This window comes from Streptomyces sp. NPDC088910 (genome assembly GCF_044749865.1).
In the GTDB taxonomy this organism is placed as follows: Bacteria; Actinomycetota; Actinomycetes; order Streptomycetales; family Streptomycetaceae; genus Actinacidiphila.
Map to the genome: position 1 here is coordinate 442,324 of NZ_JBIVIV010000004.1, position 26,852 is coordinate 469,175.

22 protein-coding genes are annotated in these 26,852 nt (G+C 72.5%); 18 read left to right on the forward strand and 4 right to left on the reverse strand.

Features of this window, described 5'->3' with window-relative positions; translation table 11 throughout:
• Positions 1 to 40: 40 nt before the first annotated feature.
• The 8 genes from ACIP4Z_RS12795 to ACIP4Z_RS12830 all read left to right on the forward strand — a co-directional run bounded on the left by ACIP4Z_RS12795 (position 41) and on the right by ACIP4Z_RS12830 (position 8,707).
• On the forward strand, positions 41 to 1,150 hold the full coding sequence (locus tag ACIP4Z_RS12795) for a quinone-dependent dihydroorotate dehydrogenase (protein WP_401307150.1): 1,110 nt from the start codon (positions 41 to 43) through the stop codon (positions 1,148 to 1,150).
• Positions 1,151 to 1,167: 17 nt separating this feature from the next.
• Positions 1,168 to 2,007, forward strand: a complete 840-nt coding sequence (pyrF, locus tag ACIP4Z_RS12800; RefSeq protein ID WP_391046719.1) for an orotidine-5'-phosphate decarboxylase — start codon at positions 1,168 to 1,170, stop codon at positions 2,005 to 2,007.
• 388 nt (positions 2,008 to 2,395) lie between these two features.
• Positions 2,396 to 2,719: an integration host factor gene (locus ACIP4Z_RS12805; protein ID WP_093712873.1), complete on the forward strand. Its 324-nt coding sequence runs from the start codon at positions 2,396 to 2,398 to the stop codon at positions 2,717 to 2,719.
• 73 nt (positions 2,720 to 2,792) lie between these two features.
• On the forward strand, positions 2,793 to 3,416 hold the full coding sequence (gene gmk, locus ACIP4Z_RS12810; RefSeq protein ID WP_355348790.1) for a guanylate kinase: 624 nt from the start codon (positions 2,793 to 2,795) through the stop codon (positions 3,414 to 3,416).
• Between the two features lie 49 nt (positions 3,417 to 3,465).
• Positions 3,466 to 3,738 (forward strand): DNA-directed RNA polymerase subunit omega, encoded by a 273-nt coding sequence (gene rpoZ / locus ACIP4Z_RS12815; protein WP_033174507.1) that lies wholly within the window; start codon positions 3,466 to 3,468, stop codon positions 3,736 to 3,738.
• A gap of 156 nt (positions 3,739 to 3,894) precedes the next feature.
• The gene (gene coaBC, locus ACIP4Z_RS12820; RefSeq protein ID WP_391046660.1) at positions 3,895 to 5,121 is read left to right on the forward strand and encodes a bifunctional phosphopantothenoylcysteine decarboxylase/phosphopantothenate--cysteine ligase CoaBC; all 1,227 of its coding nucleotides are present in this window, start codon (positions 3,895 to 3,897) and stop codon (positions 5,119 to 5,121) included.
• A 145-nt stretch (positions 5,122 to 5,266) separates the two neighbouring features.
• Positions 5,267 to 6,484 (forward strand): methionine adenosyltransferase, encoded by a 1,218-nt coding sequence (gene metK, locus ACIP4Z_RS12825; RefSeq protein ID WP_401307156.1) that lies wholly within the window; start codon positions 5,267 to 5,269, stop codon positions 6,482 to 6,484.
• Between the two features lie 84 nt (positions 6,485 to 6,568).
• Positions 6,569 to 8,707: a primosomal protein N' gene (locus ACIP4Z_RS12830; protein ID WP_401307159.1), complete on the forward strand. Its 2,139-nt coding sequence runs from the start codon at positions 6,569 to 6,571 to the stop codon at positions 8,705 to 8,707.
• A gap of 465 nt (positions 8,708 to 9,172) precedes the next feature.
• On the opposite strand, the gene ACIP4Z_RS12835 is transcribed toward ACIP4Z_RS12830, so the two are convergent.
• Positions 9,173 to 9,727 carry a hypothetical protein gene (locus ACIP4Z_RS12835; protein ID WP_355348803.1) on the reverse strand — a complete coding sequence of 185 codons (555 nt, stop codon included), beginning with the start codon at positions 9,725 to 9,727 and terminating at the stop codon, positions 9,173 to 9,175.
• A gap of 280 nt (positions 9,728 to 10,007) precedes the next feature.
• On the opposite strand from ACIP4Z_RS12835, the gene def reads away from it, so the two are divergent.
• The 5 genes from def (at position 10,008) to ACIP4Z_RS12860 (ending at position 14,861) form a co-directional block, all read left to right on the forward strand.
• Positions 10,008 to 10,580: a peptide deformylase gene (gene def / locus ACIP4Z_RS12840; protein WP_355348806.1), complete on the forward strand. Its 573-nt coding sequence runs from the start codon at positions 10,008 to 10,010 to the stop codon at positions 10,578 to 10,580.
• Between the two features lie 92 nt (positions 10,581 to 10,672).
• The gene (gene fmt / locus ACIP4Z_RS12845; protein WP_391160780.1) at positions 10,673 to 11,605 is read left to right on the forward strand and encodes a methionyl-tRNA formyltransferase; all 933 of its coding nucleotides are present in this window, start codon (positions 10,673 to 10,675) and stop codon (positions 11,603 to 11,605) included.
• Between the two features lie 107 nt (positions 11,606 to 11,712).
• On the forward strand, positions 11,713 to 13,158 hold the full coding sequence (locus ACIP4Z_RS12850) for an RsmB/NOP family class I SAM-dependent RNA methyltransferase (protein WP_401307164.1): 1,446 nt from the start codon (positions 11,713 to 11,715) through the stop codon (positions 13,156 to 13,158).
• A gap of 141 nt (positions 13,159 to 13,299) precedes the next feature.
• On the forward strand, positions 13,300 to 13,716 hold the full coding sequence (locus ACIP4Z_RS12855; protein WP_355348815.1) for a YciI family protein: 417 nt from the start codon (positions 13,300 to 13,302) through the stop codon (positions 13,714 to 13,716).
• The gene (locus ACIP4Z_RS12860; protein WP_401307167.1) at positions 13,716 to 14,861 is read left to right on the forward strand and encodes an RNA polymerase sigma factor; all 1,146 of its coding nucleotides are present in this window, start codon (positions 13,716 to 13,718) and stop codon (positions 14,859 to 14,861) included. The genes ACIP4Z_RS12855 and ACIP4Z_RS12860 overlap by 1 nt, the downstream gene beginning before the upstream one ends.
• Before the next feature lie 17 nt (positions 14,862 to 14,878).
• Here the strand turns inward: ACIP4Z_RS12860 and ACIP4Z_RS12865 are convergent, their stop codons facing one another.
• Positions 14,879 to 17,029, reverse strand: coding sequence for an MMPL family transporter (locus ACIP4Z_RS12865; protein WP_401307170.1), 2,151 nt, complete (start codon positions 17,027 to 17,029; stop codon positions 14,879 to 14,881).
• 182 nt (positions 17,030 to 17,211) lie between these two features.
• Here ACIP4Z_RS12865 and rpe point away from each other — a divergent pair, with 182 nt between their 5' ends.
• The 4 genes from rpe to ACIP4Z_RS12885 all read left to right on the forward strand — a co-directional run bounded on the left by rpe (position 17,212) and on the right by ACIP4Z_RS12885 (position 20,190).
• Positions 17,212 to 17,886 (forward strand): ribulose-phosphate 3-epimerase, encoded by a 675-nt coding sequence (rpe, locus tag ACIP4Z_RS12870; RefSeq protein ID WP_355348824.1) that lies wholly within the window; start codon positions 17,212 to 17,214, stop codon positions 17,884 to 17,886.
• Between the two features lie 138 nt (positions 17,887 to 18,024).
• A complete protein-coding gene (locus tag ACIP4Z_RS12875) occupies positions 18,025 to 19,038 on the forward strand; it encodes a sugar-binding domain-containing protein (protein WP_391160773.1) in 1,014 nt (337 codons plus the stop codon).
• A gap of 349 nt (positions 19,039 to 19,387) precedes the next feature.
• Entirely contained in the window at positions 19,388 to 19,831 is a 444-nt protein-coding gene (locus ACIP4Z_RS12880; RefSeq protein WP_355348830.1) for a ribonuclease domain-containing protein, read from the forward strand.
• Positions 19,828 to 20,190, forward strand: a complete 363-nt coding sequence (locus tag ACIP4Z_RS12885) for a barstar family protein (protein WP_355348833.1) — start codon at positions 19,828 to 19,830, stop codon at positions 20,188 to 20,190. Before ACIP4Z_RS12880 ends, ACIP4Z_RS12885 begins: the two co-directional genes overlap by 4 nt.
• A gap of 126 nt (positions 20,191 to 20,316) precedes the next feature.
• Here ACIP4Z_RS12885 and ACIP4Z_RS12890 read toward each other — a convergent pair whose 3' ends face one another.
• On the reverse strand, positions 20,317 to 21,495 hold the full coding sequence (locus ACIP4Z_RS12890) for a lytic polysaccharide monooxygenase (RefSeq protein WP_401307306.1): 1,179 nt from the start codon (positions 21,493 to 21,495) through the stop codon (positions 20,317 to 20,319).
• A 308-nt stretch (positions 21,496 to 21,803) separates the two neighbouring features.
• Here ACIP4Z_RS12890 and ACIP4Z_RS12895 point away from each other — a divergent pair, with 308 nt between their 5' ends.
• Positions 21,804 to 23,048 (forward strand): cellulose-binding domain-containing protein, encoded by a 1,245-nt coding sequence (locus ACIP4Z_RS12895; RefSeq protein ID WP_401307175.1) that lies wholly within the window; start codon positions 21,804 to 21,806, stop codon positions 23,046 to 23,048.
• Positions 23,049 to 23,142: 94 nt separating this feature from the next.
• On the opposite strand, the gene ACIP4Z_RS12900 is transcribed toward ACIP4Z_RS12895, so the two are convergent.
• Positions 23,143 to 26,643, reverse strand: coding sequence for a ricin-type beta-trefoil lectin domain protein (locus tag ACIP4Z_RS12900; RefSeq protein ID WP_401307178.1), 3,501 nt, complete (start codon positions 26,641 to 26,643; stop codon positions 23,143 to 23,145).
• Between the last annotated feature and the right edge of the window lie 209 nt (positions 26,644 to 26,852).

Here is a 26,852-nt window from a genome sequence, read left to right on the forward strand (position 1 = left end):
TCCGGGGCGCATCCCCCTCCGAGGAGATGACCGCTACACGATGTACCACCTCTTCTTCCGGCTCTTCTTCCGGCGCATGGACGCCGAGAGCGCCCATCACCTGGCCTTCCGGTGGATCCGGCTGGTGGCGCGGGTCCCCGTCCTGCGCACCTTCGTCGCGGCGGCGCTCGCGCCGCGCTACGCGTCGCTGCGTACCGAGGCCCTGGGCCTGCGGATGCACGGGCCGTTCGGGCTGGCGGCCGGGTTCGACAAGAACGCGGTCGCCATCGACGCGATGGCCATGCTCGGCTTCGACCACGTCGAGATCGGCACGGTCACCGCGCAGGGCCAGTCCGGCAATCCGCGGCCCCGGCTGTTCCGGCTGGTCGCCGACAGCGCGCTGATCAACCGGATGGGCTTCAACAACGACGGGTCCGCCGCCGTCGCGGACCGGCTCGCCGCCCGGCGACCGGTCTTCCGTACCACCGTCGGCGTCAACATCGGCAAGACCAAGACGGTCCTGGAGGAGGCGGCGGCGGGCGACTACGTGACGTCCACCGAGCGGCTGGCCGCGCACGCCGACTACCTGGTGGTCAACGTGTCCTCGCCGAACACGCCGGGACTGCGCAATCTCCAGGCGACCGCCGCCCTGCGCCCGCTGCTGACGGCGGTACGCGAGGCCGCCGACCGTACGGTGACCGACCGCCGCGTGCCGCTGCTGGTCAAGATCGCGCCCGACCTGGCGGATGAGGACGTGGACGCCGTCGCCGACCTCGCCGTGGAACTGGGCCTCGACGGCATCATCGCCACCAACACCACCATCGCCAGGGACGGCCTCGGCCTGGCGTCCGACCCCCGGCTGACCGCGGAGACCGGCGGGCTGTCCGGCGCGCCGCTGGGCGACCGCTCCCTGGAGGTGCTGCGCAGGCTTTACGCGCGGGTCGGCGACCGGATCACGCTGGTCGGCGTCGGCGGCATCCGCGACGCGGAGGACGCCTGGCAGCGGATTCTCGCGGGCGCCACCCTGGTGCAGGGCTACAGCGCCTTCATCTACCAGGGCCCCTTCTGGATGCGCGCGGTCCACAAGGGCCTGGCCGCCCGCCTGGCCACCAGCCCGTACGCCACGCTCGCCGACGCCGTCGGCGCCGACACACGGAAGGTGCCGGTATGACCCCGACCCCGCCGCAGGTGGAACTCGAACCCTTCGGCGCGCGGCTGCGCCGGGCCATGGACACCCGCGGACAGCTCTGCGTCGGCATCGACCCGCACGCCGCGCTGCTCACCGCGTGGGGCCTCAACGACGACGTGGCCGGTCTCGAACGCTTCACGATGACCGTGGTCGAGGCGCTGGCCGACCGTACGGCGGTCCTCAAACCGCAGTCGGCGTTCTTCGAGCGCTTCGGCTCGCGCGGTATCGCCGTACTGGAGCGGGCGGTCGCCGAGGCGCGGGCCGCGGGCGTCCTGGTGCTGATGGACGCCAAGCGCGGCGACATCGGCTCGACGATGGCCGCGTACGCCGCCACGTATCTGGACAAGGACTCGCCGCTGTTCTCCGACGCGGTCACGGTCAGCCCCTATCTCGGCTTCGAGTCGCTGCGGCCCGCGCTGGACGCGGCGCGGATCTCGGGGTCCGGGGTCTTCGTCCTCGCCCTGACCTCCAACCCGGAGGGCGCGGAGGTGCAGCGGGCGACGGCGGCGGGCGGCGCGTCCGTCGCGCAGGTGATGCTCGACCACATGGCGGCCGAGAACGCGGGTGTGACGCCGCTGGGTTCGGTCGGCGCGGTGGTCGGCGCGACGCTGTCGGAGGCGGGCGCGGATCTCGACATCAACGGGCCGCTGCTGGCGCCCGGCATCGGGGCGCAGGGCGCCACGCCCGCGGGACTGCCGGCGCTGTTCGGCTCCGCGGTGGCCAATGTGGTGCCCAGCGTCAGCCGGGACGTGCTGCGGCACGGACCCGACGCGGCGGGACTGCGCGAGGCGGCGGCGCGCTTCACCGACGAGGTGCGCGCGGCGGTCTCGGGCGGGTAGCCGTACCGGTCGGGGGTAGGCGGCCCAACGACGGTGCGCGGCAGGGGAGTCCGGGTCCTCCGGGGCCCGGACGGACCCCAAAACGTTGCCCCGGTCGCGCCCCTGATGGGGCCGGTCGCGCGCTGTTTAAACGTCAAAAAGAAGGTTCAGATTCAACCACCGAACGAATTGACGCAGAAACCTGTTCCGCTTTGCCCCAAATATCCCGCTGGATCGAGTCTGACCAGGACTTTTCGTCTGTTCTCGCTGACTTGAGCCGTTCGGACCGCTAGTCTCCGACAGGAGCGGCGACGTTCACTCGCGTCGCTTCTCGCCCCGTAAACGCGGGGGGAGTGTGCTCCACCACACGGTCCATATCCGATTGCTCTACATCCGAGGTGACGTAGGCGTGGCTCTTCCGCCCCTTACCCCTGAACAGCGCGCTGCCGCGCTCGAAAAGGCCGCCGCGGCTCGCCGGGAGCGCGCCGAGGTCAAGAACCGGCTCAAGCACTCCGGCGCCTCTCTGCACGAGGTCATCAAGCAGGGCCAGGAGAACGACGTCATCGGCAAGATGAAGGTCTCCGCTCTCCTGGAGTCCCTGCCCGGCGTCGGCAAGGTGCGCGCCAAGCAGATCATGGAGCGGCTCGGGATCTCCGAGAGCCGTCGCGTCCGTGGTCTGGGCTCGAACCAGATCGCGTCCCTGGAGCGCGAGTTCGGCGGCGCCTCCGCCTGACGGTCCTCGTGCCCCCGGCAAGCTTTGCCCCGCCGCGGCACCAGCACCTCCGGGAACCAGGGATAATCGCTCCATGAGTTCTACAGTCTCCCGGGGGGCGGCCCGCCCCCTCGCTTCGCAGGGGGCCACTCCGGCCCCCCCGGACAGACACCCGCGACTGACCGTGCTCTCCGGCCCCTCAGGGGTCGGCAAGAGCACGGTCGTCGCCCACCTGCGCACGGTGCACCCCGACGTCTGGCTGTCGGTCTCCGCCACCACGCGCAAGCCGCGCCCCGGCGAGCAGCACGGTGTCCAGTACTACTTCGTGGACGACGACGAGTTCGACAAGCTCGTCGCCAACGGCGAACTGCTGGAGTGGGCCGAATTCGCCGGGAACCGCTACGGCACGCCCCGTGCGGCCGTGCTCGACAAGCTCGGCGCGGGCGAGCCCGTGCTGCTGGAGATCGACCTCCAGGGCGCCCGGCTGGTCCGCGAGTCGATGCCCGAGGCGCGCCTGGTCTTCCTCGCGCCGCCGAGCTGGGAGGAACTGGTCCGCCGCCTCACCGGGCGCGGCACCGAATCGCCCGAGGTGATCGAGGAACGGCTGAGCGCGGCCAAGGTCGAACTGGCCGCCGAGGCCGAGTTCGACGTGACCCTTGTCAACACCTCGGTCGAGGCTGTAGCGCGTGAGCTGCTAGCCTTGATGCAGATTGACTGAGCTGACTCAGTCTTTTCCGTTTTCCATCAGTAGTAGGGGTAGGTAGAGCGTGTCCTCTTCCATCACCACGCCCGAGGGCATCATCAATCCTCCGATTGACGAGCTGCTCGAAGCCACCGATTCGAAGTACAGCCTGGTGATCTACGCCGCCAAGCGCGCGCGCCAGATCAACGCGTACTACTCCCAGCTCGGTGAGGGCCTGCTGGAGTACGTCGGCCCGCTCGTGGACACCCACGTGCACGAGAAGCCGCTCTCCATCGCGCTGCGCGAGATCAACGCGGGTCTGCTGACCTCCGAAGCGGTCGAGGCACCCGCGCACTGACGCCAGCACACATCCACACGCGTTTCAGCACGGGCCCGGCGGAGCGACCGCCGGGCCCGTGGTGTGTCATGGGACGTGTCAGGTGACCCGCGCGGAACGGGTCGCGGGACAGGTCGCAGGACGGTTCGGACGACGGATCTCGGGTCGGGAGACACGATGGCGAAACCACAGGTCGTGCTGGGTGTGAGCGGCGGCATCGCCGCCTACAAGGCGTGCGAGCTGCTGCGGCGGCTCACCGAGTCGGGGCACGGCGTGCGGGTGGTGCCCACCGAGTCCGCGCTGCACTTCGTCGGCGAGGCCACCTGGTCGGCGCTGTCCGGCAACCCGGTCTCCACCCGCGTCTGGGACGACGTCCACGAGGTCCCGCACGTACGGATCGGCCAGCACGCCGACCTCGTCGTGGTCGCCCCCGCCACCGCCGACCTGCTCGCCAAGGCCGCCCACGGCCTCGCCGACGACCTGCTCACCAACACCCTGCTGACCGCCCGCTGCCCGGTGGTCTTCGCCCCCGCGATGCACACCGAGATGTGGGAGCACCCGGCCACCCGGGAGAACGTCGCCACCCTGCGGCGCCGGGGCTGCGTCGTCATCGAACCCGCCGTCGGCAGGCTGACCGGCGTCGACACCGGCAAGGGACGGCTGCCCGACCCCGCCGAGATCTACGAGGTCTGCCGCCGCGTGCTGCGCCGGGGACCCGCCGAGCCGGACCTGGCCGGACGCCATGTGGTGATCAGCGCGGGCGGTACCCGTGAACCCCTCGACCCGGTCCGCTACCTCGGCAACCGCTCCTCCGGCAAGCAGGGCTACGCGCTGGCCCGTACCGCCGTGGCGCGCGGCGCCCGGGTCACCCTCCTCGCGGCCAACACCGGGCTCCCCGACCCGGCCGGCGCCGACGTCGTCACCGTCGGCACCGCGGAACAGCTCAGGGAAGCGGTGCTCAAGGCCGCCGCCGACGCCGACGTGGTGGTGATGGCCGCCGCCGTCGCGGACTTCCGCCCCGCGCGGTACGCGGCGGGCAAGATCAAGAAGAAGGACGACCAGGAGCCCGCGCCGATCACCCTGGTCCGCAACGCCGACATCCTCGCCGAGATCTCCGCGCACCGCGCCCGGCCGGGACAGCTCGTCGTCGGCTTCGCCGCCGAGACCGACGACGTCCTCGTCAACGGACGCGCCAAGCTCACCCGAAAGGGTTGTGATCTGCTCGTCGTCAACGAAGTGGGTGACGGCAAGGCGTTCGGCACCGAGGAGAACGAGGCTGTGGTACTGGGCGCCGACGGCAGCGAGACCCCCGTACCGTACGGGCCCAAGGAGGATCTCGCGGACCGGGTGTGGGATCTTGTCGGCGCGAGATTGCCGGAAAGTGACACTCGGGTGGACGCGTGATGACGCGTTCCGCCACGAATCCAAAGGCCGAGATGCCGTGTCACGTCCGCGGCGGCGGACTATAAGCTTGCAGTGGAGTGCCGGGCGCAGCCCTGCGCACTCCGCCCAGATTCAGCCAGCAGCCGCTGCAACCCCAGGGAGCGATGTGTCCCGCCGCCTGTTCACCTCGGAGTCCGTCACCGAGGGACACCCAGACAAGATCGCTGACCAGATCAGCGACACCATCCTCGACGCCCTCCTCAAGGCCGACCCGCACTCCCGGGTCGCCGTCGAGACGCTGATCACCACCGGTCAGGTGCATATCGCGGGCGAGGTCACGACCACCGCCTACGCCGATATCGCCACCCTGGTGCGCAACAAGATCCTGGAGATCGGCTACGACTCCTCCAAGAAGGGCTTCGACGGCGCCTCCTGCGGCGTCTCGGTGTCCATCGGCGCGCAGTCCCCTGACATCGCACAGGGTGTCGACACCGCGTACGAGAAGCGCGTCGCGGGTTCCGCCGCGACCGACGACGACCTGAACAAGCAGGGCGCGGGCGACCAGGGCCTGATGTTCGGCTACGCGTCCGACGAGACGCCCGAGCTGATGCCGCTGCCGATCACGCTCGCCCACCGCCTGTCCAGGCGGCTGACCGAGGTCCGCAAGAACGGCCAGATCCCGTACCTGCGCCCGGACGGCAAGACCCAGGTCACCATCGAGTACGACGGCGACAAGGCCGTCCGCCTCGACACCGTCGTGGTCTCCTCGCAGCACGCCTCCGACATCGACCTGGAGTCGCTGCTCGCGCCCGACATCCGGGAATTCGTCGTCGAGGTCGAGCTGAAGGCCCTGCTCGACGACGGCATCAAGCTCGACACCGACGGCTACAAGCTGCTGGTCAACCCCACCGGCCGCTTCGAGATCGGCGGCCCCATGGGTGACGCCGGGCTCACCGGCCGCAAGATCATCATCGACACCTACGGCGGCATGGCCCGCCACGGCGGCGGCGCCTTCTCGGGCAAGGACCCGTCCAAGGTCGACCGCTCCGCCGCCTACGCCATGCGCTGGGTCGCCAAGAACGTCGTCGCCGCCGGGCTCGCCGCGCGCTGCGAGGTCCAGGTCGCCTACGCCATCGGCAAGGCCGAGCCCGTCGGTCTCTTCGTCGAGACCTTCGGCACCGCGAGCGTCGACGTCGAGAAGATCGAGCAGGCCATCAGCCAGGTCTTCGACCTGCGGCCCGCCGCGATCATCCGCGACCTCGACCTGCTCCGCCCGATCTACGCCCAGACCGCCGCCTACGGCCACTTCGGCCGCGAGCTGGAGGACTTCACCTGGGAGCGGACGGACCGCGTCGACGCCCTGCGCTCGGCCGCCGGGCTCTAAGTCCGTACGGCGCCCCCGCCCCGGTATGGGGGCGCCGTCTCGCGGCGGCGCGAGTGTGTCCGAGGGGTCTGTAAGAATCGCAAGGTGAGCAGCGAGAACGGTCAGGACGCCGAGCCCCCCGCAGGGGAGCAGCTCGCGCTCATTCGGGAGACCGTCAAGAAGGCGAAGGAGCCCAAGGCCAAGCCGCGGACATGGCGCGGGGCGGCCCTCGCCGAAGGGCTGCCGGTGGCACGGGTGCTGGTCGACAAGGGGCTGCTCCACCTGGACCAGTTCTTCGACTACGCGGTGCCGGCGGCCATGGACGAGGAGGCCAGACCCGGCGTACGGGTCAGGGTCCGCTTCGGGGCGCGCGTGGTGAAGGGCAGGAGAGAAGGCGGCTCGCTGCACGACGGCTTCATCGTCGAACGGCGGGCCGAGAGCGACTTCCGCGGCCCCCTCGCCCCGCTCGCGCAAGTGCTGTCGACCGAGCAGGTGCTGACCCCGCCGCTGCTGAAGCTGTGCCGCCAGGTCGCTGACCGGTACGCCGGAGCGCTCGCCGACGTCGTCCAGCTCGCCGTACCGCCCAGGATGGCCCGCGCCGAGCGCGATCCGTCACCGGGTCCGCTGCCGGACCCGGCGGCGCCGGAGCCGGGGAGCTGGCAGCGGTACGCGACGGGCCCCGCGTACCTCCAGGCGCTGGCCCGCGGCGACACGCCCCGCGCGGTCTGGCTCGCGCTGCCCGGACCGCACTGGCCGCGCGAACTGGCGGTGGCCGTCGCCACCACCCTCGCCTCTGGCCGCGGCGCCCTGGCCGTACTGCCCGACGGCCGCTCCGCCGCCCGGGTCGACGCGGCGCTGACCGAACTGCTCGGCCAGGGCCGCCACGTCCTGCTCACCGCCGACGCGGGCCCCGAGGAGCGGTACCGGCGCTGGCTGGCCGTCAGCCGCGGCGCGGTACGGGCCGTCGTCGGCACCCGCGCCGCGATGTTCGCGCCCGTCACCGACCTCGGCCTCGTCGCGCTCTGGGACGACGGCGACTCCAGCCACGCCGAGCCGCACGCCCCGCAGCCGCACGCCCGTGACGTCCTGCTGCTGCGCGCCGCCGAGGAACGGACCGCGTTCCTGCTCGGCGGCCTCACCAGCACCGTCGAGGCGGCCCAGCTCGTGGACAGCGGCTGGGCGCTGCCGCTGGCGGCCGGCCGGGACGAGGTACGGGCGGCGGCGCCGCTGATCCGCACGGTCGGCGACGGCGACCAGGCCAGGGACGAGGCCGCGCGCGCCGCCCGGCTGCCGTCGATCGCCTGGCAGGTCACGCGGGAGGCGCTGGCGCGCGGCCCGGTCCTCGTCCAGGTGCCGCGCCGCGGCTACGTACCCCGGCTCGCCTGCGACAACTGCCGCGAACCCGCCCGGTGCACCGCCTGCGCCGGGCCGCTCGAAGTCCGCGAGCAGGGCGGCACCCCGCACTGCGGCTGGTGCGGGCGGCCCGCCGCCGACTGGCACTGTCCCGAATGCGGCGGCTTCCGGCTGCGCGCCCAGATCGTGGGCGCGCGGCGCACGGCCGAGGAACTGGGGCGCGCCTTCCCCAAAGTGCCGGTACGCACCTCGGGGCGCGACACCGTCCTCGCCTCGGTCGGCGCGGCCCCCGCGCTGGTCATCGCCACCCCCGGCGCCGAACCCGTCGCCGACACCGGCTACGCGGCGGCCCTGCTGCTCGACGGCTGGGCGCTGCTGAACCGGCCCGACCTGCGCGCCGGTGAGGAGGCGCTCCGGCGCTGGGCGCACGCCGCCGCCCTCGTACGGCCCGCGGGCGAGGGCGGCACCGTCGTCATCCTCGGCGAGCCGACCCTGCGGCCCGTCCAGGCCCTCGTCCGCTGGGACCCCGCCGGGCACGCCCTGCGCGAGCTGGCCGAACGCGCCGAGCTGCGCTTTCCGCCGGTCTCCCGGATGGCCTCGGTCGTCGGGCCCCCGGCCGCCGTGGTCGACCTCCTCGACACCTTGCGGCTCCCGCCGGGTACCGACCAGCTCGGGCCCGTGCCCCTGCCCGTCCCCACGCCCGGCCCCGGCCGCACCCGCCGCCACGGGGAGCCGCCGCCCGGCGAGCAGTGGGAACGGCTTCTGCTCCGCGTGCCCCCCGGCACCGGCTCCGCCCTCGCCGCCGCCCTCAAAGAGGCCCAGATCGCTCGCGCCACCCGCGGCGCCTCCGACCCGGTCCACGTCCGCATGGACCCCCCCAACATCGGCTGACCGGCTCCGCCGGGGGTTCCCCACGTTCCCGGTGACCCGGTTGACCGCCCCGAACGGCCTCTGTCCCGCGACGGCTTTCCCGCGCTCCTGGAGGGGGCTGTGCCTGTCGTTTGCGCACGACGGCTCGTCGTGGCTTGTCGCGCAGTTCCCCGCGCCCCTCAAAAGACCGGCGCCACCGCCACGTGCACGACCACGTGCGCTCACCCCACGCGGCCGAGAGCCCCGCCAGGGGCGCGGGGAACTGCGCGACGAGCCACGACGGACCGTCGTGGGAAGCGGACCGCGTGTCCCAGGGCCCTGGGGGGAGGGTGGGGGAAGGCACGGCGAGCCGCGACGGGCCGTCGTGGGGGAAAAGGGGGCAACCCCCTCCCGGAAGCGCGCCGCAGGCGCGCGGTGCCCGACCTGTCGGCGTGGCGGGCGGCGGCGGGACTACGGCGCGGAGGAGGGAGGGGGGAGGGGACGGCGTCAGCCGTTGCGCGGCCCGGGGAAGGACGTGACGGCGTCCTCACGGTCGTCGCGTGGCTCACGCGCTTCCAGCGCCCCCAGCGGAAGCGGGCCCGGCGGAAGCGCCCCCGGCATGGAACGGGCGGCGGGGACGGACGCGAGGGGCGCGGGGCTGCCGGTCACCACCCCGTGCCCGGAGGCGGCCTGCTCGTCGGGTCCGGGAGGCGCGCTGCGGCGCCCGCCGTACCGGCGGTGCACCGCCTGTTTGGTCACGCCGAGCGCGGAGCCGACGGCGTCCCAGGAGAACCCCAGGGAGCGGTCGAACTCCACGGCCGCGGTGACCAGGGTCTCCACGCTGTCGCGCAGCTCCTGAGCGAGCCGGACGGTCGGGGCGGGCGCGCGGCCGTACACGACGAATCCGGCGGTGGGGCCGCTGCGGCGCGGCCGGTAGACGTTGCCCAACTGGGCGGTCAGGGTCCGCAGCGCGTCCACTTGGCGGCGGACCCTTTCGATGTCCCGCACCAGCAGGTGCAGGCTGGCCCGTGCCTGGGCGTCAGGGGTTGCGTGGTCGGGCATCAACAAGCCTCTCCAACCGGCGGTTACTTAAGGAATGGGCCGTGTGCATTGACCCGAATTCGGGCAAACTCTCTTGACCAACGCGCCAGCCGCCCATGGAGTCACGCAGCAAGGGGCGCAGCCCACCCCTCGGGGGGCGCGCGGCCGGGCGCGCACCCCCGCCACGGCGGGCCGAACGCGCCTCTAGAATTGACCCCTGCCCCGTCCCCGGGGCGGTCAGGACGGCCGGCACCCGGCGTCCGGAGCCGCCGCCGTACGCCCGTTCCAGGAGACCGCCGCCGTGTCCGTCAAGCCCATCCGCCTCTTCGGTGACCCGGTGCTGCGCATGACGGCGCAGCCGGTCACGACCTTCGACAAGGAACTGCGCACGCTCGTACAGGACTTGACCGACACCATGCGGGACGCGCCGGGCGCGGGCCTGGCCGCGCCGCAACTGGGCGTCTCCCTGCGGGTGTTCACCTACTTCGTCGAGGGCGAGCTGGGCCACCTGATCAACCCGGAGCTGACGCTCAGCGAGGACGAGCAGGACGGCCCCGAGGGCTGCCTGTCGCTGCCTGGCCTGACGTACGACTGCAAGCGCGCGTACGGCGTCGTCGCCAAGGGCCGCAACATGTACGGCGACCCGGTCACGATCGAGGGCACGCAGCGGCTCGCCCGCTGCATCCAGCACGAGACGGACCACCTGGACGGGGTCATCTTCATCGACCGGCTCGACACCGAGCAGCGCAAGGCCGCGCTCAAGGCGATCCGCGAGGCGACCGAGGGCCCGGACGGCATCTGGCGGGTGCCGGGCGAGAACGGCGTGCCGCAGGTGAAGATCTCGCCGCACGACACCTTCGGCCGCGGGCAGTGACGCCCCCCTGACGGCGGCGCGCCGTCGCGCCGTCGCGCCGTCAGGCCGAAAAGCCCGCCCGTGAACCACCATCGAGAGGCACACCCCGCACGATGAGGCTCGTCTTCGCCGGCACCCCCGAGGTCGCCGTACCCGCACTGGACGCACTGCTGGCCTCCGACCGGCACGAGGTCGTCGCCGTCGTGACCCGGCCCGACGCGACGGCCGGGCGCGGCCGCAAGCTGCTGGCCAGCCCCGTCGCCGAGCGGGCCGCCGAGGCCGGCGTCGAAATCCTCAAGCCCGCGCGCCCCCGCGACGAGGACTTCCTCGCCCGGCTGCGGGAGATCGCCCCCGACGCCTGCCCGGTCGTCGCCTACGGCGCGCTGCTGCCCAAGGCCGCGCTCGACATCCCCGCGCACGGCTGGATCAATCTGCACTTCTCGCTGCTGCCCGCCTGGCGCGGCGCCGCGCCCGTGCAGCACGCGGTCATGGCAGGTGACGAGGTCACCGGCGCGTCCACCTTCCTCATCGAGCAGGGGCTCGACTCCGGGCCCGTCTACGGCGTCCTCACCGAGGAGATCGGCCCGACCGACACCAGCGGCGACCTGCTCACCCGGCTCGGCCGCAGCGGCGCCGGGCTGCTCGTCGCCACCATGGACGGCATCGAGGACGGCCGCCTCGTCGCCCGGCCCCAGCCCGCCGACGGGGTCACCCTCGCGCCCAAGATCACCGTCGAGGACGCCGCCGTCGACTGGACGGCGCCCGCGCTCCGCGTCGACCGCCTCATCCGGGGGTGCACCCCCGCGCCCGGCGCCTGGACCCTGACCTCCGGTGAACGCCTCAAGCTCGGGCCCGTCCGTCCCCAGCCCGACCGCGTCGACCTCGCCCCCGGCGAGCTGGGCGTCGCCAAGAACGCCGTGTACGTCGGGACGGGGAGCCACGCCGTTCTCCTCGGGGAGGTGCAGCCGCAGGGCAAGAAGCGGATGGCCGCCGCCGACTGGGCCCGGGGCGCCCGCATCCCGTCCGGCTCCCGCCTCGGGGCCTAGGGCGGACGCGCACTAGGGCCTGTCCGCAGGGCAGAAGTACGCCCCGCGCCGCAGGCGCTTAGGGTGGACGGCGACCGACCTTCGTAAAAATCGGAGCACTTTCACACGTGAACGAGCAGCCGCGCCGCCGCCCGCAGGGCAAGCCGTACCGCCGACCCCAGCGTGACCCCGTCAGAATCCTGGCGTTCGAGGCGCTGCGGGCGGTGGGGGAGCGGGACGCGTACGCGAATCTGGTGCTGCCCGGCCTGCTGAAGGCGGCGGAGGCGGAGGCGGTGAAGAAGGGCCGGGAGTTCGACCGGCGGGACGCGGCGCTGGCGACGGAGCTGGTGTACGGGACGCTGCGGCGGCAGGGCACGTACGACGCGGTGATCGCGGCCTGCGTGGACCGGCCCTTGCGCGAAGTGGACCCGCCGGTGCTCGACGTGCTGGCGCTGGGCACCCACCAGCTGCTCGGGACCCGTATCCCGACGCACGCGGCGGTGTCGGCGAGCGTCGAGCTGGCCCGGGTGGTGCTCGGCGACGGCCGGGCGAAGTTCGTGAACGCGGTGCTGCGGAAGGTCTCCGCGCACGACCTGGACGAGTGGCTCGAACTGGTCGCGCCGCCGTACGACGAGGACCCCGAGGACCACCTGGCCGTCGTGCACTCGCATCCGCGCTGGGTCGTCTCGGCGCTGTGGGACGCGCTCGGCGGCGGCCGGGCCGGGATCGAGGACCTGCTGGCGGCGGACAACGAGCGGCCCGAGGTGACGCTGGTCGCGCGCCCCGGCCGGTCGACCGCGCGCGAGCTGATGGAGTCGCTGCCGCCGGACACGACGGAGCCCGGCCGCTGGTCGCCGTACGCGGTACGGCTGGCCGAGGGCGGTGACCCGGCGGCCGTGGACGCGGTCCGCGAGGGCCGGGCCGGCGTGCAGGACGAGGGCAGCCAACTCGTCGCCGCCGCGCTGGCCGCCGTCCCGCTCGACGGCCGGGACGCCCGCTGGCTCGACGCCTGCGCGGGCCCCGGCGGCAAGGCCGCGCTCCTCGCGGCCCTCGCGGCCCAGCGCGGCGCGGAACTCGTCGCCGCCGAGAAGCAGCCCCACCGCGCCCGCCTGGTGGCCCGCTCCCTGGCGGGCAACCCCGGCCCGTACCAGGTCGTGGTCGCCGACGGCACCCGCCCCGCCTGGGCCGAGGGCTCCTTCGACCGCGTCCTGGTCGACGTGCCCTGCACCGGCCTCGGCGCGCTCCGCCGCCGGCCCGAGGCCCGCTGGCGACGGCGCGCCGAGGACGTACCCACCTTCGGCCCCCTCCAACGCGGCCTGCTCACCGAGGCCCTGCACGCCGTGCGCGTCGGCGGCGTCGTCGGCTACGCGACCTGCTCCCCGCACCTGGCGGAGACCCGCGCCGTCGTGGACGACATCCTCCGCGACGACCGCGCCCCGGCCGCCGAGCGCATCGACGTACGCCCGCTGCTGCCCGGTGTCCCCGCCCTCGGCGACGGCCCCGACATCCAGCTCTGGCCGCACCTGCACGGCACGGACGCGATGTACCTCGCCCTCCTGCGCCGTACGGCCTGACCGCCCGCCGGGAGCCGGTCGCCCGCGTTCAGCCGCGCGGGCGAAAAACTTCCGGCGGCGATGTCGAGAACCCGCGCACGGCTCCGTCCCCGAGGTGAAGCGCGACCACAATGGGCCGCATCCGCACCGAGGAGAAGCACCATGGCGAAGTATCTGCTGCTCAAGCACTACCGGGGCGCCCCGGCGCCGGTGAACGACGTACCCATGGCGCAATGGACGCCCGAGGAGATCTCGGCGCACGTGACGTACATGAACGACTTCGCGACCCGCCTCGAGGAGACCGGCGAGTACGTCGACAGCCAGGCGCTCGCCCCCGAGGGGACCTTCGTGCGGTACGACGGGGAGGGCCGTCCGCCGGTCACCGACGGGCCGTTCGCCGAGACCAAGGACGTCATCGCCGGGTGGATGGTGATCGACGTCGACAGCTACGAGCGGGCCCTCGAACTGGCAGGGGAGCTGTCGGCCGCGCCCGGCGCCGGGGGGAAGCCGATCCACGAATGGCTGGAGCTGCGTCCGTTCCTCGGCGCCCACCCCACCGTCACGGGGTGCCCCCACTGATGGACGAGGCTCTGGTCAGGAGCCTCACCCCGGCAGTGCTCGCGATCCTCGTCCGGCGCGGAGCCGACTTCGCGGCGGCCGAGGACGCGGTGCAGGACGCACTGGTCGAAGCGGTACGCGTCTGGCCCGACGATCCGCCGCGTGACCCGAAGGGCTGGCTGGTGACGGTGGCCTGGCGGCGGTTCCTCGACGCGACGCGGGCGGACACGGCCCGGCGCAGGCGTGAGGACCGGGTGGACGAGGAACCGGCGAGCGGGCCCGCCTCCGGCGCGGACGACACCCTCCAGCTCTACTTCCTGTGCGCGCACCCGTCGCTGACCGCGTCGTCGGCGGTCGCGCTCACCCTGCGGGCCGTCGGCGGCCTGACCACCCGGCAGATCGCCCAGGCGTATCTGGTGCCCGAGGCGACGATGGCACAGCGCGTCAGCCGGGCCAAACGCACCGTCTCCGGCGTGCGGTTCGACCGGCCGGGCGACGTCGCCACGGTGCTGCGGGTCCTGTACCTGGTCTTCAACGAGGGCTACTCCGGCGATGTCGACCTGTCCGCCGAGGCCGTCCGGCTCACCCGGCAGCTCGCGGCCGTGATCGACCACCCCGAGGTGGCGGGGCTGCTCGCCCTCATGCTGCTGCACCACGCCCGCCGGGCCGCCAGGACCGCGCCCGACGGCAGCCTCGTACCGCTCGCCGAGCAGGACCGCGGCCGGTGGGACACCGGGGCGATCGCCGAGGGCGTCGAGATCCTTCAGACGGCGCTGGCCCGCGGCCGGCTGGGCGAGTTCCAGGCCCAGGCCGCCATCGCGGCGCTCCACGCGGACGCGCCGACGGCCGAGGAGACCGACTGGGCGCAGATCGTCGAGTGGTACGACGAACTGGCGGCCCTGACCGACAGCCCGGTCGTCCGCCTCAACCGGGCGGTGGCAATCGGCGAGGCGGACGGCCCCCGCGCCGGTCTCGCGGCGCTCGCCGCCCTCGACGACACGCTGCCCCGGTACACGGCGGTGGCCGCGTATCTCCACGAGCGCGACGGCGACTTGGCGACGGCGGCCCGGCTCTACGCGCAGGCGGCCCCGAAGGCGCCGAACCTCGCCGAGCGCGACCACCTGACCCGGCAGGCGGCCCGGCTCAACACCCGCCGCGAGCGCTGACGCGCCCGTGTGCGCGGCTAGGGCCTGTCCGCTGGCTGCTCCCGGTCCTCCTCGCGCGCCTGCGCCGGGGCGGCACGGGGCGAGTCGAGCCTGCTCGGCCACCACACCCGGTGGCCCAGGTCGAGGGTGATCGCGGAGACCAGCACCGAGCGGACGACGAAGGTGTCGAGCAGGACGCCGAAGGCGACCGCGAAGCCGATCTCGGCGAAGCCGACCACCGGGAGCGTGCCGAGCACCGCGAAGGTGCCCGCGAGGACGAGCCCGGCCGAGGTGATCACCCCGCCGGTGGCGGCGAGACCGGTACGGACTCCGTCGCGGGTGCCGCGCCGGACGGTCTCCTCCCGGATGCGGGTCATGAGGAAGATGTTGTAGTCGATGCCCAGCGACACCAGGAACACGAAGACGAACAGCGGGAACGCCGTGTCCTCGCCCGCGTATCCGAACACGTGCCGGAAGACCAGCGAGCTGACGCCGAGGGCGGCGCCGAAGGACAGCACCACCGTGGCCATCAGCACCAGCGGCGCCACCAGGGCCCGCAGCAGCAGCGCCAGGATCAGCAGGACGACCAGCAGGATCAGCGGGATCAGCAGCTTGTTGTCGCGGCCCGCCGCCTGATTCGTGTCCTTCTGCACCGCCGTCCCGCCGCCGACCAGGGCGTCCGCGCCGGGGACGCGGTGCAGGGTGTCGCGGGCCAGCCGTACGGTCCGCTGGGCGGCCCCGCTGTCCGCGCGGTCGGCGAGAGTGGCCTCCAGGTAGACCCGGCCGTCCCTCCGCGCGGCCACGCCCGGCGGGGTGCCGACCGAGCCGGGCACGACGCCCTGCACCGAGGCCAGCGCCGTACGCACCTCGTCGGCGGCGCCCGCCCGCGCGATCACCACCAGCGGCTGGCCGCCACCGGCCGGGAAGTAGCGGGACTGCACCTTCTGGCCGACCACGGAGTCCGGGGTGTCGGTGAAGCTGTCCGCGCTGGACAGGCCGGTCGCCTTCAGCGAGAACAGCCCGAGGCCGAGCGCGCCGAGCACGACCACCGTCGTGATCCACACCGACCGCGGCCGGTGGCCGACCGCCGTGCCGATCCGCGACCACACACCGGCCTCGGTCGGCTCCGCGCTGCCCACGTGCGGGATCGCGGGCCAGAACACCCAGCGGCCGAAGATCACCAGCAGGGCGGGGAAGAGCGTGAGCATCGCCAGCAGGGCCACCACGACACCGATCGCGGCGACGGGGCCGAGCCCGGAGGTCGAGTTCATGTCGGCGGCCAGCAGGCACAGCATGCTCAGCGCCACCGTGGCCGCGCTCGCGATGATCGCGGGGCCCGCCCGGTGCAGGGCGAGCGCCATCGCCTCGTGCCGGTCCTCGTGATCGCGCAACTCTTCGCGGTAGCGGGCGACGAGCAGCAGCGCGTAGTCCGTCCCCGCGCCGAACACCAGGACGGTGAGGATGCCCGCGCTCTGGGCGTTGACCACCAGACCGGCATGCTCGGCGAGGAGGTAGATCACCGCCTCCGACGTGAACAGCGCGCCGATCACGGACAGCACCGGCACGAAGAGCAGGCTCAGGCTGCGGTAGGTGATCAGCAGGATCACGACGACGACGGCGAGGGCCGCGTACAGCAGGGTGCCCTCGATCCCGGCGAAGGCGTCGGCGGAGTCCGCGGAGAAGCCGCCGGGGCCCGTGATGTGCGTCCTGAGCCCGTCGTCGCCCTGCCCGACGGTGGACCTGAGCTGCTCGACCGCGTCGGCGATGGTGCTCCAGCCGCTCGGGTCGATGGTGATCGGCACGATGAGCAGCGCGGCGCGCGGCGCGGTCCGCCGGTCGAGCTGCGGTCCGACCGTACGGCTGCCGACGATGCCGTGCGCGGTCAGCGACTTGACCGAGGCGGCGTCCGCGCCGACCTTCGCCACATCCGCGTCGGTCAGGCCGCCGGGCCGGGAGTACACGACGACCGCGGGCGCGCTCTCCGGCACGAACTGCTTCTGGAGCTCCAGCACTCGGGTGGACTCCGCCTTGCTCGGCAGCCAGCTCGCCGAGTCGTTCTTCTGCGCGTCGGTGAGTTTCTGGGCCAGCGGCGAGACCACCACCAGCACGACGATCCACAGGCCGAGCACGACCCACTTGCTCCGCCGCCCGCAGACGACGTGCGCTATCCGTCCCGCTCCGCCCGCCATGAGTGCCCCCCGGGCCCGCTCGTGGTGTCGTCCCCCCGCCGTCCGACGCGACGCCCTGGGAGCGCCGGACCGTGCCGGAGAGTGATCGGCACCAGCATGGCACTGGCGTTCGTGCCGTGTCCGAGGGTTGGCGGGACCGGTGGGTGGGAACACACGTCCTCCGGATCTGGTTTGCTGGACCCATGAGCGTGCAGATCAACCCCAGCATTCTTTCCGCCGACTTCGCGCGGCTCGCCGAGGAGGCGAAGGCGGTCGAGGGCGCCGACTGGCTCCATGTCGACGTGATGGACAGCCACTTCGTGCCGAACCTCACGCTGGGGGTGCCGGTCGTGGAGTCCCTGAGCAGGGCGACGGAGACGCCGCTCGACTGCCACCTGATGATCGAGGACCCGGACCGCTGGGCGCCCGCGTACGTGGAGGCCGGCGCGGGCTCGGTGACCTTCCACGTGGAGGCGGCGGCGGCGCCGGTCCGGCTCGCCAGGGAGATCCGGGCGAAGGGCGCGCGGGCGTCGATGGCGCTCAAGCCCGCCACCCCGGTCGAGCCCTACGAGGACCTGCTGCCGGAACTCGACATGCTGCTGATCATGACGGTCGAGCCGGGCTTCGGCGGCCAGGCGTTCCTCGACATCATGCTGCCGAAGATCCGTCGTACCAGGGCGCTGATCGACCGCTACGGCCTCGACATGTGGCTCCAGGTCGACGGCGGCGTCTCGGCCGAGACCATCGAGCGGTGCGCCGAGGCGGGCGCCGACGTCTTCGTCGCGGGCTCCGCGGTGTACGGCACGGACGACCCCGCCGCCGCGGTCCGCGCGCTGCGCGAGCAGGCCGCCGCGAAGGCCGCGGAAGTGCCCCGGTGACGGGGGCGCCTACCGGGGGTTACCACGGGCGGAAGCGTCATCGCTACGCGCCCGTAACACGGCACGATCTGCGAGGATGAGCGCGGAGCGGATCACATGGGGCAACGCGGATCAGATAGGCGACTGGGGAGAACCGACGTGAGCACAGGCCGCACACAGGTGCGCATGGGCCCCGGCGAGATGGTCCAGGCGGCGGCGATGGCACGTCGCTTCTACCTGGAGGGCAAGTCCAAAATCCAGATCGCCGAGGAGTTCGGGGTCAGCCGCTTCAAGGTGGCCAGGGTCCTGGAGACCGCCCTCGAACGCGACCTGGTGAGAATCGAGATCCGCGTCCCCGCCGAGCTGGACGCCGAGCGCTCCGACGCCCTGCGCGCCCACTACGGCCTGCGGCACGCCGTCGTCGTCGAGACCCCGCCCGACCAGGCGGACGCGCCCGACCCGGAGAATCTGGGCGCCGTCGCCGCCGACCTGCTCGGCGAGCTGGTGGACGACGGCGACGTACTGGGCCTGGCCTGGGGCCGCTCCATCATCACCATGGCCAACGCGCTGGACCGGCTCGCGCCCTGCACCGTCGTCCAGCTCACCGGCGTCTACGACGTCGGCACCACCGAGCGCGGCTCCGTCGAGGCGGTACGCACCGCCGCCGCCGTCTCCGGCGGCGAGGCGCATCCGCTGTACGCGCCGATGGTGCTCGCCGACCCCGCCACCGCCAGCGCCCTGCGCGCCCAGAGCGGCATCGCCGCCGCCATGGGCTACTTCGACAAGGTCACCGTCGCCGTGGTCTCCGTCGGCTCCTGGGAAGCGGGCGTCTCCACCGTCCACGACGCCCTCACCGACGAGGAGCGCGAGCACTACGCGGGCCTCGGCGTCGCCGCCGAGATGTCCTCCCACCTCTTCGACGCCCAGGGCCGCAGGGTCGGCCGCGACCTCGGCGAGCGCTGCATCACCATCGACGCCGACCGGCTCCGCCGGATCCCCGAAGTGCTCGCCATCGCGGGCGGTCGCCGCAAAGCCGCCGCCATCGACGCGGTGCTCCGCTCCGGCCTCGTCACCAGCCTGGTCACCGACACCGCCGCCGCCGACCACCTCCTGCACTCCACCGCCCCCGCCCCCCGCCCCGCCCTCGACCGCGCCGACCCCGACGGCCCCTGACCCCTCAGACTTCGACCGCACGGGACGGCCACCAGCCCGCCGAACGACCGGAGGGGACGGGCCGGGGTGCCCCCGCAGGAGTGCGTTGACAGCCGGGTGCCGAATTCCGTGTGACCAGGTGTGACGCATTCCGAGGAGGTGCCCCGGCCCGGCACCGACCCACGGTCAGCCGGCGCGGGCCGGCCCGGCACCGACCCACGGACAGCCGGCGCGGGCAACCGACCCCGACCCGACGGCAACCGGCACGGCCAACCGGCACCGACCCACGGTCAGCCGCGAGGCCCCCGGCTTGACCCGTGCGGAGTGCCGTTCCGCGCTGGAAGTGATCAAGTGTGGCAGCATCGGCGGCATGCTGCTGCGGTCCGTTCCACGCGCGGTCGCCCCCGTGCTCGCCACCTGCCTGCTCGCTCTGTTCGGGGTCCTCCTCGGCGGCTGCGCGACCCCCACCGTCGTCCCGGCCGCCCACAGCTCCGGGCGGGCCGCCCACGCCTCGTCCACCCCCGCCTGGGCCGACGGCCACCACGTCGTGCACCCCGCCGACCTGCCCCCCGAGGCCCGCACCACGCTGGCGCTGATCGACCGCGGCGGACCGTACCCGTACAGCAGGGACGGCATCGTCTTCGGCAACTACGAGAAGGAACTGCCCGCCCGGACGCGCGGCTACTACCACGAGTACACGGTGCCGACCCCGGACGCCCCGGACCGCGGCGCGCGGCGGATCGTGACCGGCCGCAACGGCGAGATCTTCTACACCTCCGACCACTACCAGAGCTTCGAGGCGGTGCTGCGATGACGGCCACCACACCGCCGGGCGACACCCTCGTACTGGATCTGACCGGGGTCGTCGACCGCCAGTCGTTCATGGACCGCTGCACCGAGCGGCTGCACCTGCCGGACTGGTTCGGCCGCAACTGGGACGCGCTCGCGGACTGCCTCACCGACCTGTCGTGGTGGCCGGTCGGCTCCGACGGGCGGCGGCTGCGGATCGAGGGCTGGCAGGAGTACGCGGCGGCCAAGCCGCGCGAGTGGCGGATCGTGAAGGACATCCTGCGCGACGCGGAGACCTTCTGGCGCGATACCGACACCGAGCTGACCGTGGCCTTGGAGGAAGACACGAACGGGGACGCCGAAGAGAGGGACGCTCGTCCGTAGGCGCACGACGCGTTCGCACGCGAATATGAAATGCGTGAACCGGTCGGCGTCCGGGGACGGCCGCCCCGCGCCCGTCGCCCCGCACGGCAGGAGGCCGTACGGGGCGCTGTCGGGCGCTTCAGCGCGCTAGGAGAACGTGCAAGTGATCGAGCCGATGGGCGTGTTGTTGCCGGTCGAGTTGGCCGTGAATCCGAACGTCGTGGAAGCGCCGTCCGGTGGGATCGTGCCGTTGTAGGCGGCGTTGGTGACGCTGATGCTGCCTCCGCTGACTGACTGGACTCCGTTCCACAGACTGGTGATCTGCGTGCCGGTGCCGAGCGTCCAGTTCACCTTCCAGTGACTCGACGGCGAGGCGCCGTGGTTCATCACGGTGACCTGCCCCTGGAACCCACCGCTCCAGGAGTTGGAGACCGCGTACATCGCCATGCAGGAGCCGGGGTCGGTCCCGCCTGTGCTGCCGCCGGTCGTGGTGCCGCTTGTGGTGCCAGTGGTCGTGCCGGTCGTAGTGCCAGTGGTCGTGCCGGTCGTCGTGCCGCTCGTGGTGCCAGTAGTCGTGCCGCTTGTGGTGCCGGTCGTCGTGCCAGTGGTCGTGCCGCTCGTGGTCGAACCGCCGTTGTGGATGCCACTGACCTCGCCGTGACCGCCGTCGAACGCGATGTCGGAGCAGGAGAAGAAGTTCTCATTGCTGTCCGAGCGGACCCACTGGATGAAGACCATCGCGTCACCCGTACGGTTCGAGGGCAGCGTCAGGTCCCAGTAGTAGTGGCCGCCGTCGGTTCCCGGCGACCCCACCGCGGGCGGGTTGGTGGTGCTTCCGATCGACTCCAGGTCGGCCCAGGCCAGCGGAGTGGTCGGGGACCAGCCCTGCTTGGTCACATAGACACGGAAGGTGCCCGGGTGCGCGGCCCAGTTGCTGTACTGCAACTGGATGGTGGAGCCCGACGTGAGGTGCGTTCTCGGCCAGTCGGCGCGGGCCGCGTTGTAGGCCGAGAAGTCGTACGGCGACTTGTTGCCGGCGCTGCACAGCGTTCCGTCCGGGACGTAACCCTCGCCGCGACCGCCCGCGTTGGAGTCGAGCACCGCGAACCAGTTGTACAGCGACGTCGTTCCGCTCTGGGCGACCGCCGCGGCGCAGGCCGGGTTGGTCGGCGTGAGGGCGCCGGTGGGGGTCAGGGCGTCCTCGTAGCACAGGTAGGTGCGCGAGCCCGGCATCATCGCCACGCCGTGCGCCTGCGCGGAGCCCTGGCTGAGCAGGACCGCGCCGAAAGCCGAGAGCAGAAGGGCGAAGACACCGAATAACGACAGTTGCCAGCTTCTTTTTCGCTTCAAGATCATGACCTTTCCGGGAGCTTTCCCGGGGCCGCGGCGCACCGCGGCCGGGCCACCGGGACAGCGTGGGGGGAGGGAACGGGTCTGCGAGTGGGAGCGCTCCCATTTGTGAAGCTAACAGTGGATCAAGAATTCGTAAACACCTGCGGACGAGACCGGCCCGAGTCGCGCCGTGCTTGGGTCGGGCCGCATCCGTTGACAGTGTGCAGCCAGGGCGCTGTGATGGATGGGAGCGCTCCCATATGTTGTGCTCCCCCCACGCAAGCACCCCGAAAGAGGCACCTATGCCCGCTCGCACTCTCCGGTTACCACCCAGGTTGTGGACGGCGGTCGCCGCCGCCATAGCGCTGGCCGTCTCGCTCCTGATCTCGGTGCCGACCAGCGGATTCGGCGCGTCGGCGTCCGGATGCCGGGCCGAGTACACGCTCAATGAATGGCCCGGTGGCTACACCGCGCAGGTGCACGTCACCAACCTCGGCGCGGCGCTGAGCGGTTGGCGGCTGACGTGGACGTATGCCGGTGATCAGAGGATCACTTCGGCCTGGAACGCGACCGTCACCCAGAACGGACACTCCGTCACCGCCGTCAACGCGTCCTACAACGGCGTCGTGGCAGCAGGAGGCACGGTCGACTTCGGCGTGCAGGGAACGGCTGGGTCCGCGGGCTCGCAACCCGCTGACTTCGCCCTCAACGACCTGCCCTGTGGAGCCGTCAGCACCACCCCGCCGACCACGCCCCCGACCACGCCCCCGACTACCCCGCCGACCACGCCCCCGACCACCCCGCCCACCACCCCGCCGACGACGCCCCCGACCACGCCGCCGCCCACTTCGCCCCCCGCGGGATGCGACTCCGCGACGATATGCACGGGCTTTGAGGACCAGAGCGGTGCCGGTCCCGCCGGGGACTGGCGTTTCACCGCGCCCGACTGCCAAGGCACGGGGACGGCCGCCATCGACACGGCAGTCGCGCACAGCGGCTCGAAGTCCCTGCGGGTGGACGGAAAGGCGGGCTACTGCAACCACGCCTTCGTCGCCTCCACCGCTGATCTGTCGTCGGTCGGCCCGGTGGTCTACATCCGCATGTGGGTGCGGCACACCACGGCGCTCCCGACCTCGCACGTCGCCTTCGTCTCCATGCCGGACTCCTCCCAGGGCGGCCGGGCGCTGCGGATCGGCGGCCAGAACGGCGCCCTGCAGTGGAACCGGGAGAGTGACGACGCCACCCTCCCGGCGCAGAGTCCGGCCGGGGTCTCGCTGAGCAGTCCGCTGCCGACCCTCACCTGGCAGTGTCTGCGCTTCGCGGTCGACACCACGGCGCCGAAGCTCGACACCTGGCTCAATGACACGCAGATACCCGGATTGCACGCCGACGGCGTGCCGACCCAGGACATCGACCAGCAGTGGCTCTCGCGCACCACGCCGCCCAGGCCGACCGCCCTGCGACTCGGCTGGGAGAGCTACGCCACGGGCGACGACACCTTGTGGTTCGACGACGTGGCCGTCGGTTCCGCGCCGCTCGGCTGCTGACGAGAGCGTCGCGGAGGTCCGTCGCGGACACGGTCCGGCAGCCGGCCTGACCGTGGCCGCGACGGGGTGGGTCACAGCGGACGGGACGTGCCGGTCAGCCGAGGCGGAAGCGCTGTGCCGCCGTCCCGTTGCAGTCCCACAACTGCACGGGATCCCCGGCCTGCTGGCCGTTGTCCTTGTCGTCGAGGCAGCGGCCCGACTGCGGATTGAACAAGGTGCCGTCGGCCCGGCTCTCCCACACCTGGGCGCCCGTGCCGTTGCAGTCCCACAGTTGGGTCCGTGTGCCGTTGCCGGTGTTGCCGCCCACCGCGTCGAGGCACTTGCCGAAGGTCCGCAGCGTGCGGTCGCCGGGCGCGGACCAGCGCTGCGCGTCGGAGCCGTTGCAGCCGGACAACTGCACGGGCGTGGCGGAGGCCGGATCGGCGTTGGTCACGTCCACGCACAGGGCAGCGGGGCCGGAGACCGCACCGGGCGGCAGCTTCCACGACTGCGCGGTCACACCGGCGCAGTCGTAGAGCTGGAGCTGTACGGCGCCGGGTGTGGTGTTGCCGTCCGGCACGTCGAGGCAGCGTCCCGAGGCCGGATTGAGCAGGCTGCCGTCGGAGCGGTGCGTCCAGGTCTGCGAGGCGGCACCCGAGCAGCCCGCGACGCTCACCGGCGTACGGTTCGCCGTCCCGCCGCCCGTGGCCGTCAGGCACTTGCCGAGGACCCGGACGGTACTGTCGGCCTGGTACGCGAGCTGCTGGGCCGCGCTGTGGTTGCAGCCCCACAGCTGTACGGCCGTCCCGTCGTCGGCCACCCCGCCGCGCACGTCGAGGCACAGGCCGCCCGCGCCGATCACCTCGCCGGACGCCGGGTTCGCGGACGCGCTGCCTGACAGCGTCACGGTGTGCGAGGAGCCGAGCGGGAGCGCGCCCGTCGTCACCGTCACCGTCCTGCGGTTGACGTTCCACGACCACGCGGTCTCCGGGACCTGCGCCCCGTCGACCGAAACGGCGGTCGGCGCCTGCGAGTTGGACAGCCGCAGGGTGTAGGCCCGGGAGGTCGGCGCGCCGCTGAAGGAACCGGTCTGCGCGCCGATCGTCAGTGTGCGAGCCGCCTCACTCCACGACAGGGGAGCCTCGGTCGCCTGGCCGCTGCGATAGCCCGTGCCCTCGCCGGCGTCGGAGTAGACCGAGAAGGCCCCGTCGGCACCCGCGGCGACATTCACCGTCACCTGCGTCAACGGCCGCTGCCCCTGGTTGTCGACGTAGTCGGTGCGGGTGGGGAGGATGCCGCCGGCCTTGATCAGCACCGGCATCCGGGACAGCGGACCGGTGATGGTGACGGTGGCGGGCCCGGTGTAGGTGCGGCCGGTGAAGTAGTCCGTCCAGCTCCCCGGCGGCACCCACACCGACGCGGAGCCGTTGCCGCTGGAGTCGTTGGGCGAGGTGATCGGCGCGACCAGGACGTCGTCGCCGTACAGGTACTCGCCGGTGGCGCTGTAGGCGGCGTCCTGGGACGGGTAGTCGAGATACAGCGGCCGGACGATGGGCACACCGGTCGCGTTCGCCTGCTGTGCGAGCGTGTACGTGTACGGGACGAGCGCCTCCCGTAGCCGCAGGAAGGACTCGGCGCTCGCCGCGGCAGCGCCGCTGTAGTTCCACGGCAGCCGGTCGCCGTGGTCGGAGTGCAGCCGGTCCACCGGCTGGAAGGTGCCGAATTGCACCCAGCGGGCGTACAGATCGTCGGCGAGATGACCGCCGTGGAAGCTGCCGATGTCATGGCTGACATTGGAGATTCCCGCGGCGGCCTCGGCGGCGGTGAACTTCGCCTCGAAGGCGAGCATGTCCCACGTCGCGGGCGTGTCGCCGGTGAACTGCATCGAGTTGCGCCGCTCGGACCAGGGCCCGACCGGGTAGTTGCTGTTGTCGCCGCCCTCCTCCGAGCCGCCGATCCGTGCGAAGGAGAAGCCGCGCAGCCCCTTGGCCGCCGCGTCGTCCGCATAGGCCTGGTTGATCAGATTGTCCGGCCCCACATGCGGATCTGACGCGGTCGAGGCACCGCAGTTGGTGCAGTAGTCCAGCCACCACTCCCGCACGCCCTGTTGCTCGAAGGGCTGGTGCAGATCGAGATAGGCGGCCAGATGCGCCGGGTTGGACCAGTCGAAGGCGTACGTACTGCCGCCGTCGGGCAGGAGGCCGCCCGCGCGGGAGTTGGCCGCGGCGAATTTGGGGTCGCCGCTGTCGATGGTCGGGTGGATGTTCATCGACACCGCGAGACCCTGCTGCTTGGTCCAGTCGAGGAATGCCCGCGGATCGGGGAAGAGCGAACTGTTCCAGTTCCAGCCGTTCCACTGCGTCGGCGACTTCCAGTCGGTGTCCACCACCAGCCAGTCGATCGGCGTGTTCGTGCTGCGGAAGGTGGGCAGCAGCGAATTCTCGTAGTCGGCCGTCGAGTAGCCGTAGTACCGCGAGTACCACACGCCGTAGGCCGACTCCGGTAGCAGATTGGCGCCGCCGGTCAGGGAGTTGAGGTCGGCGAGGCCCTGCTTGTAGTTCTGGCCGTAGCCGAAGAAGTAGCCGTCCTGGTACGGCTGGGCGCCGTGCGAGGGCCGGTCGGTCACCGCGTGCGCGCCCGACAGCAGAGCCGTCCGGGTGTCGTCGAGCAGGTACCAGCCGTCGCGATCCAGGATCCCCGGGTGCTCGGGCACCGGCACGGCCGCCGGATTGTCCAGCGTCCGGGACCAGCCGCCGAGGGTGTTCGTCGGCCCCGCGCCGTAGCCGGTCGTGGTGAGCGCCGTCGACGCGGCCGGGTACGCCGTGGTGCCGACCGGGGTGACCGCCAGGCTGTCGATGTTGACCCGGCCGGTGTCACCCGCGTTCTGCACGATGCTCAGGGTGTTGGTGCCGGCGGTCAGGTGCACCGTGGCGGACGCGGTCGACCAGGCGTTCCACGACGAGGTGGCGGGCAGGCTGAGCGCCGGGCCCGCGGTCGAGCCGACCCGGGTGGACAGGGTGCCCGTGCCGCCCGCCGCGTTGGAGTAGCGCACCCACAGCCGGTAGTCGCCGGTCGACGGCACCGCGGAGACGTCCTGGGTGAGGCCGCTGCCCGTGTGCTCGTATCCGGCGACGAAGCCGGAGCCGGTGTGCCCGGTGTGGTCGTAGGCGGCGACGCCGTAGCCGCTGAGCAGCGAATTCTCAGCCTCGCAGGCGGAGTTGACCGGGCAGTAGGAAGGAAACGCCGGTTTGGCGGTCACTCCCGTGCCCGCCATCGTCACCGTGAGGTTGGCCGCCGTGAAAGGGCCGCTGCCCCGCTTGTAGCGCAACGTCAGCCCGGACGTCGTGATCTCGCGGTATCCGTCCGCGGTGACGTCCGTGGTGACGTCGGATACGGGGAAGGACCGGTTGACGGCGTTGAACGTCGTCCCGTCCTGGAAGACGGCGTCGCCCGCGTACTCCAGCCGCACCAGGGTCGGACTGAGCACCTCGAAGCGGGCGTTCCCGTCGGTGACGACGGAACTCGACGCCGCGGCCCGCGCCGGCGGGGCGGCCTGCCGCGCCACCGCGCTGTCGACGGCGGTGACCGACAGCAGCGCCAGGCATGAACTCAGCACGAGCGCCCGGCTCCTGCGGGGCGAGAGAGGTGATCCGACGCGGCGTGGGCGCATGGGCATGCCTTCCGTAGTCCTCGACAGAGCCTGACATCGTTGTCCATGGTCCAATTCGCCGTGCGGGAAGCGGAGTTGAGTTGACCGGCGCGACGAGGCGAGAGAGCGCTCTCTGAAGCTAGCCATTGGTCGTGTATGCGTCAATACGCCGCACG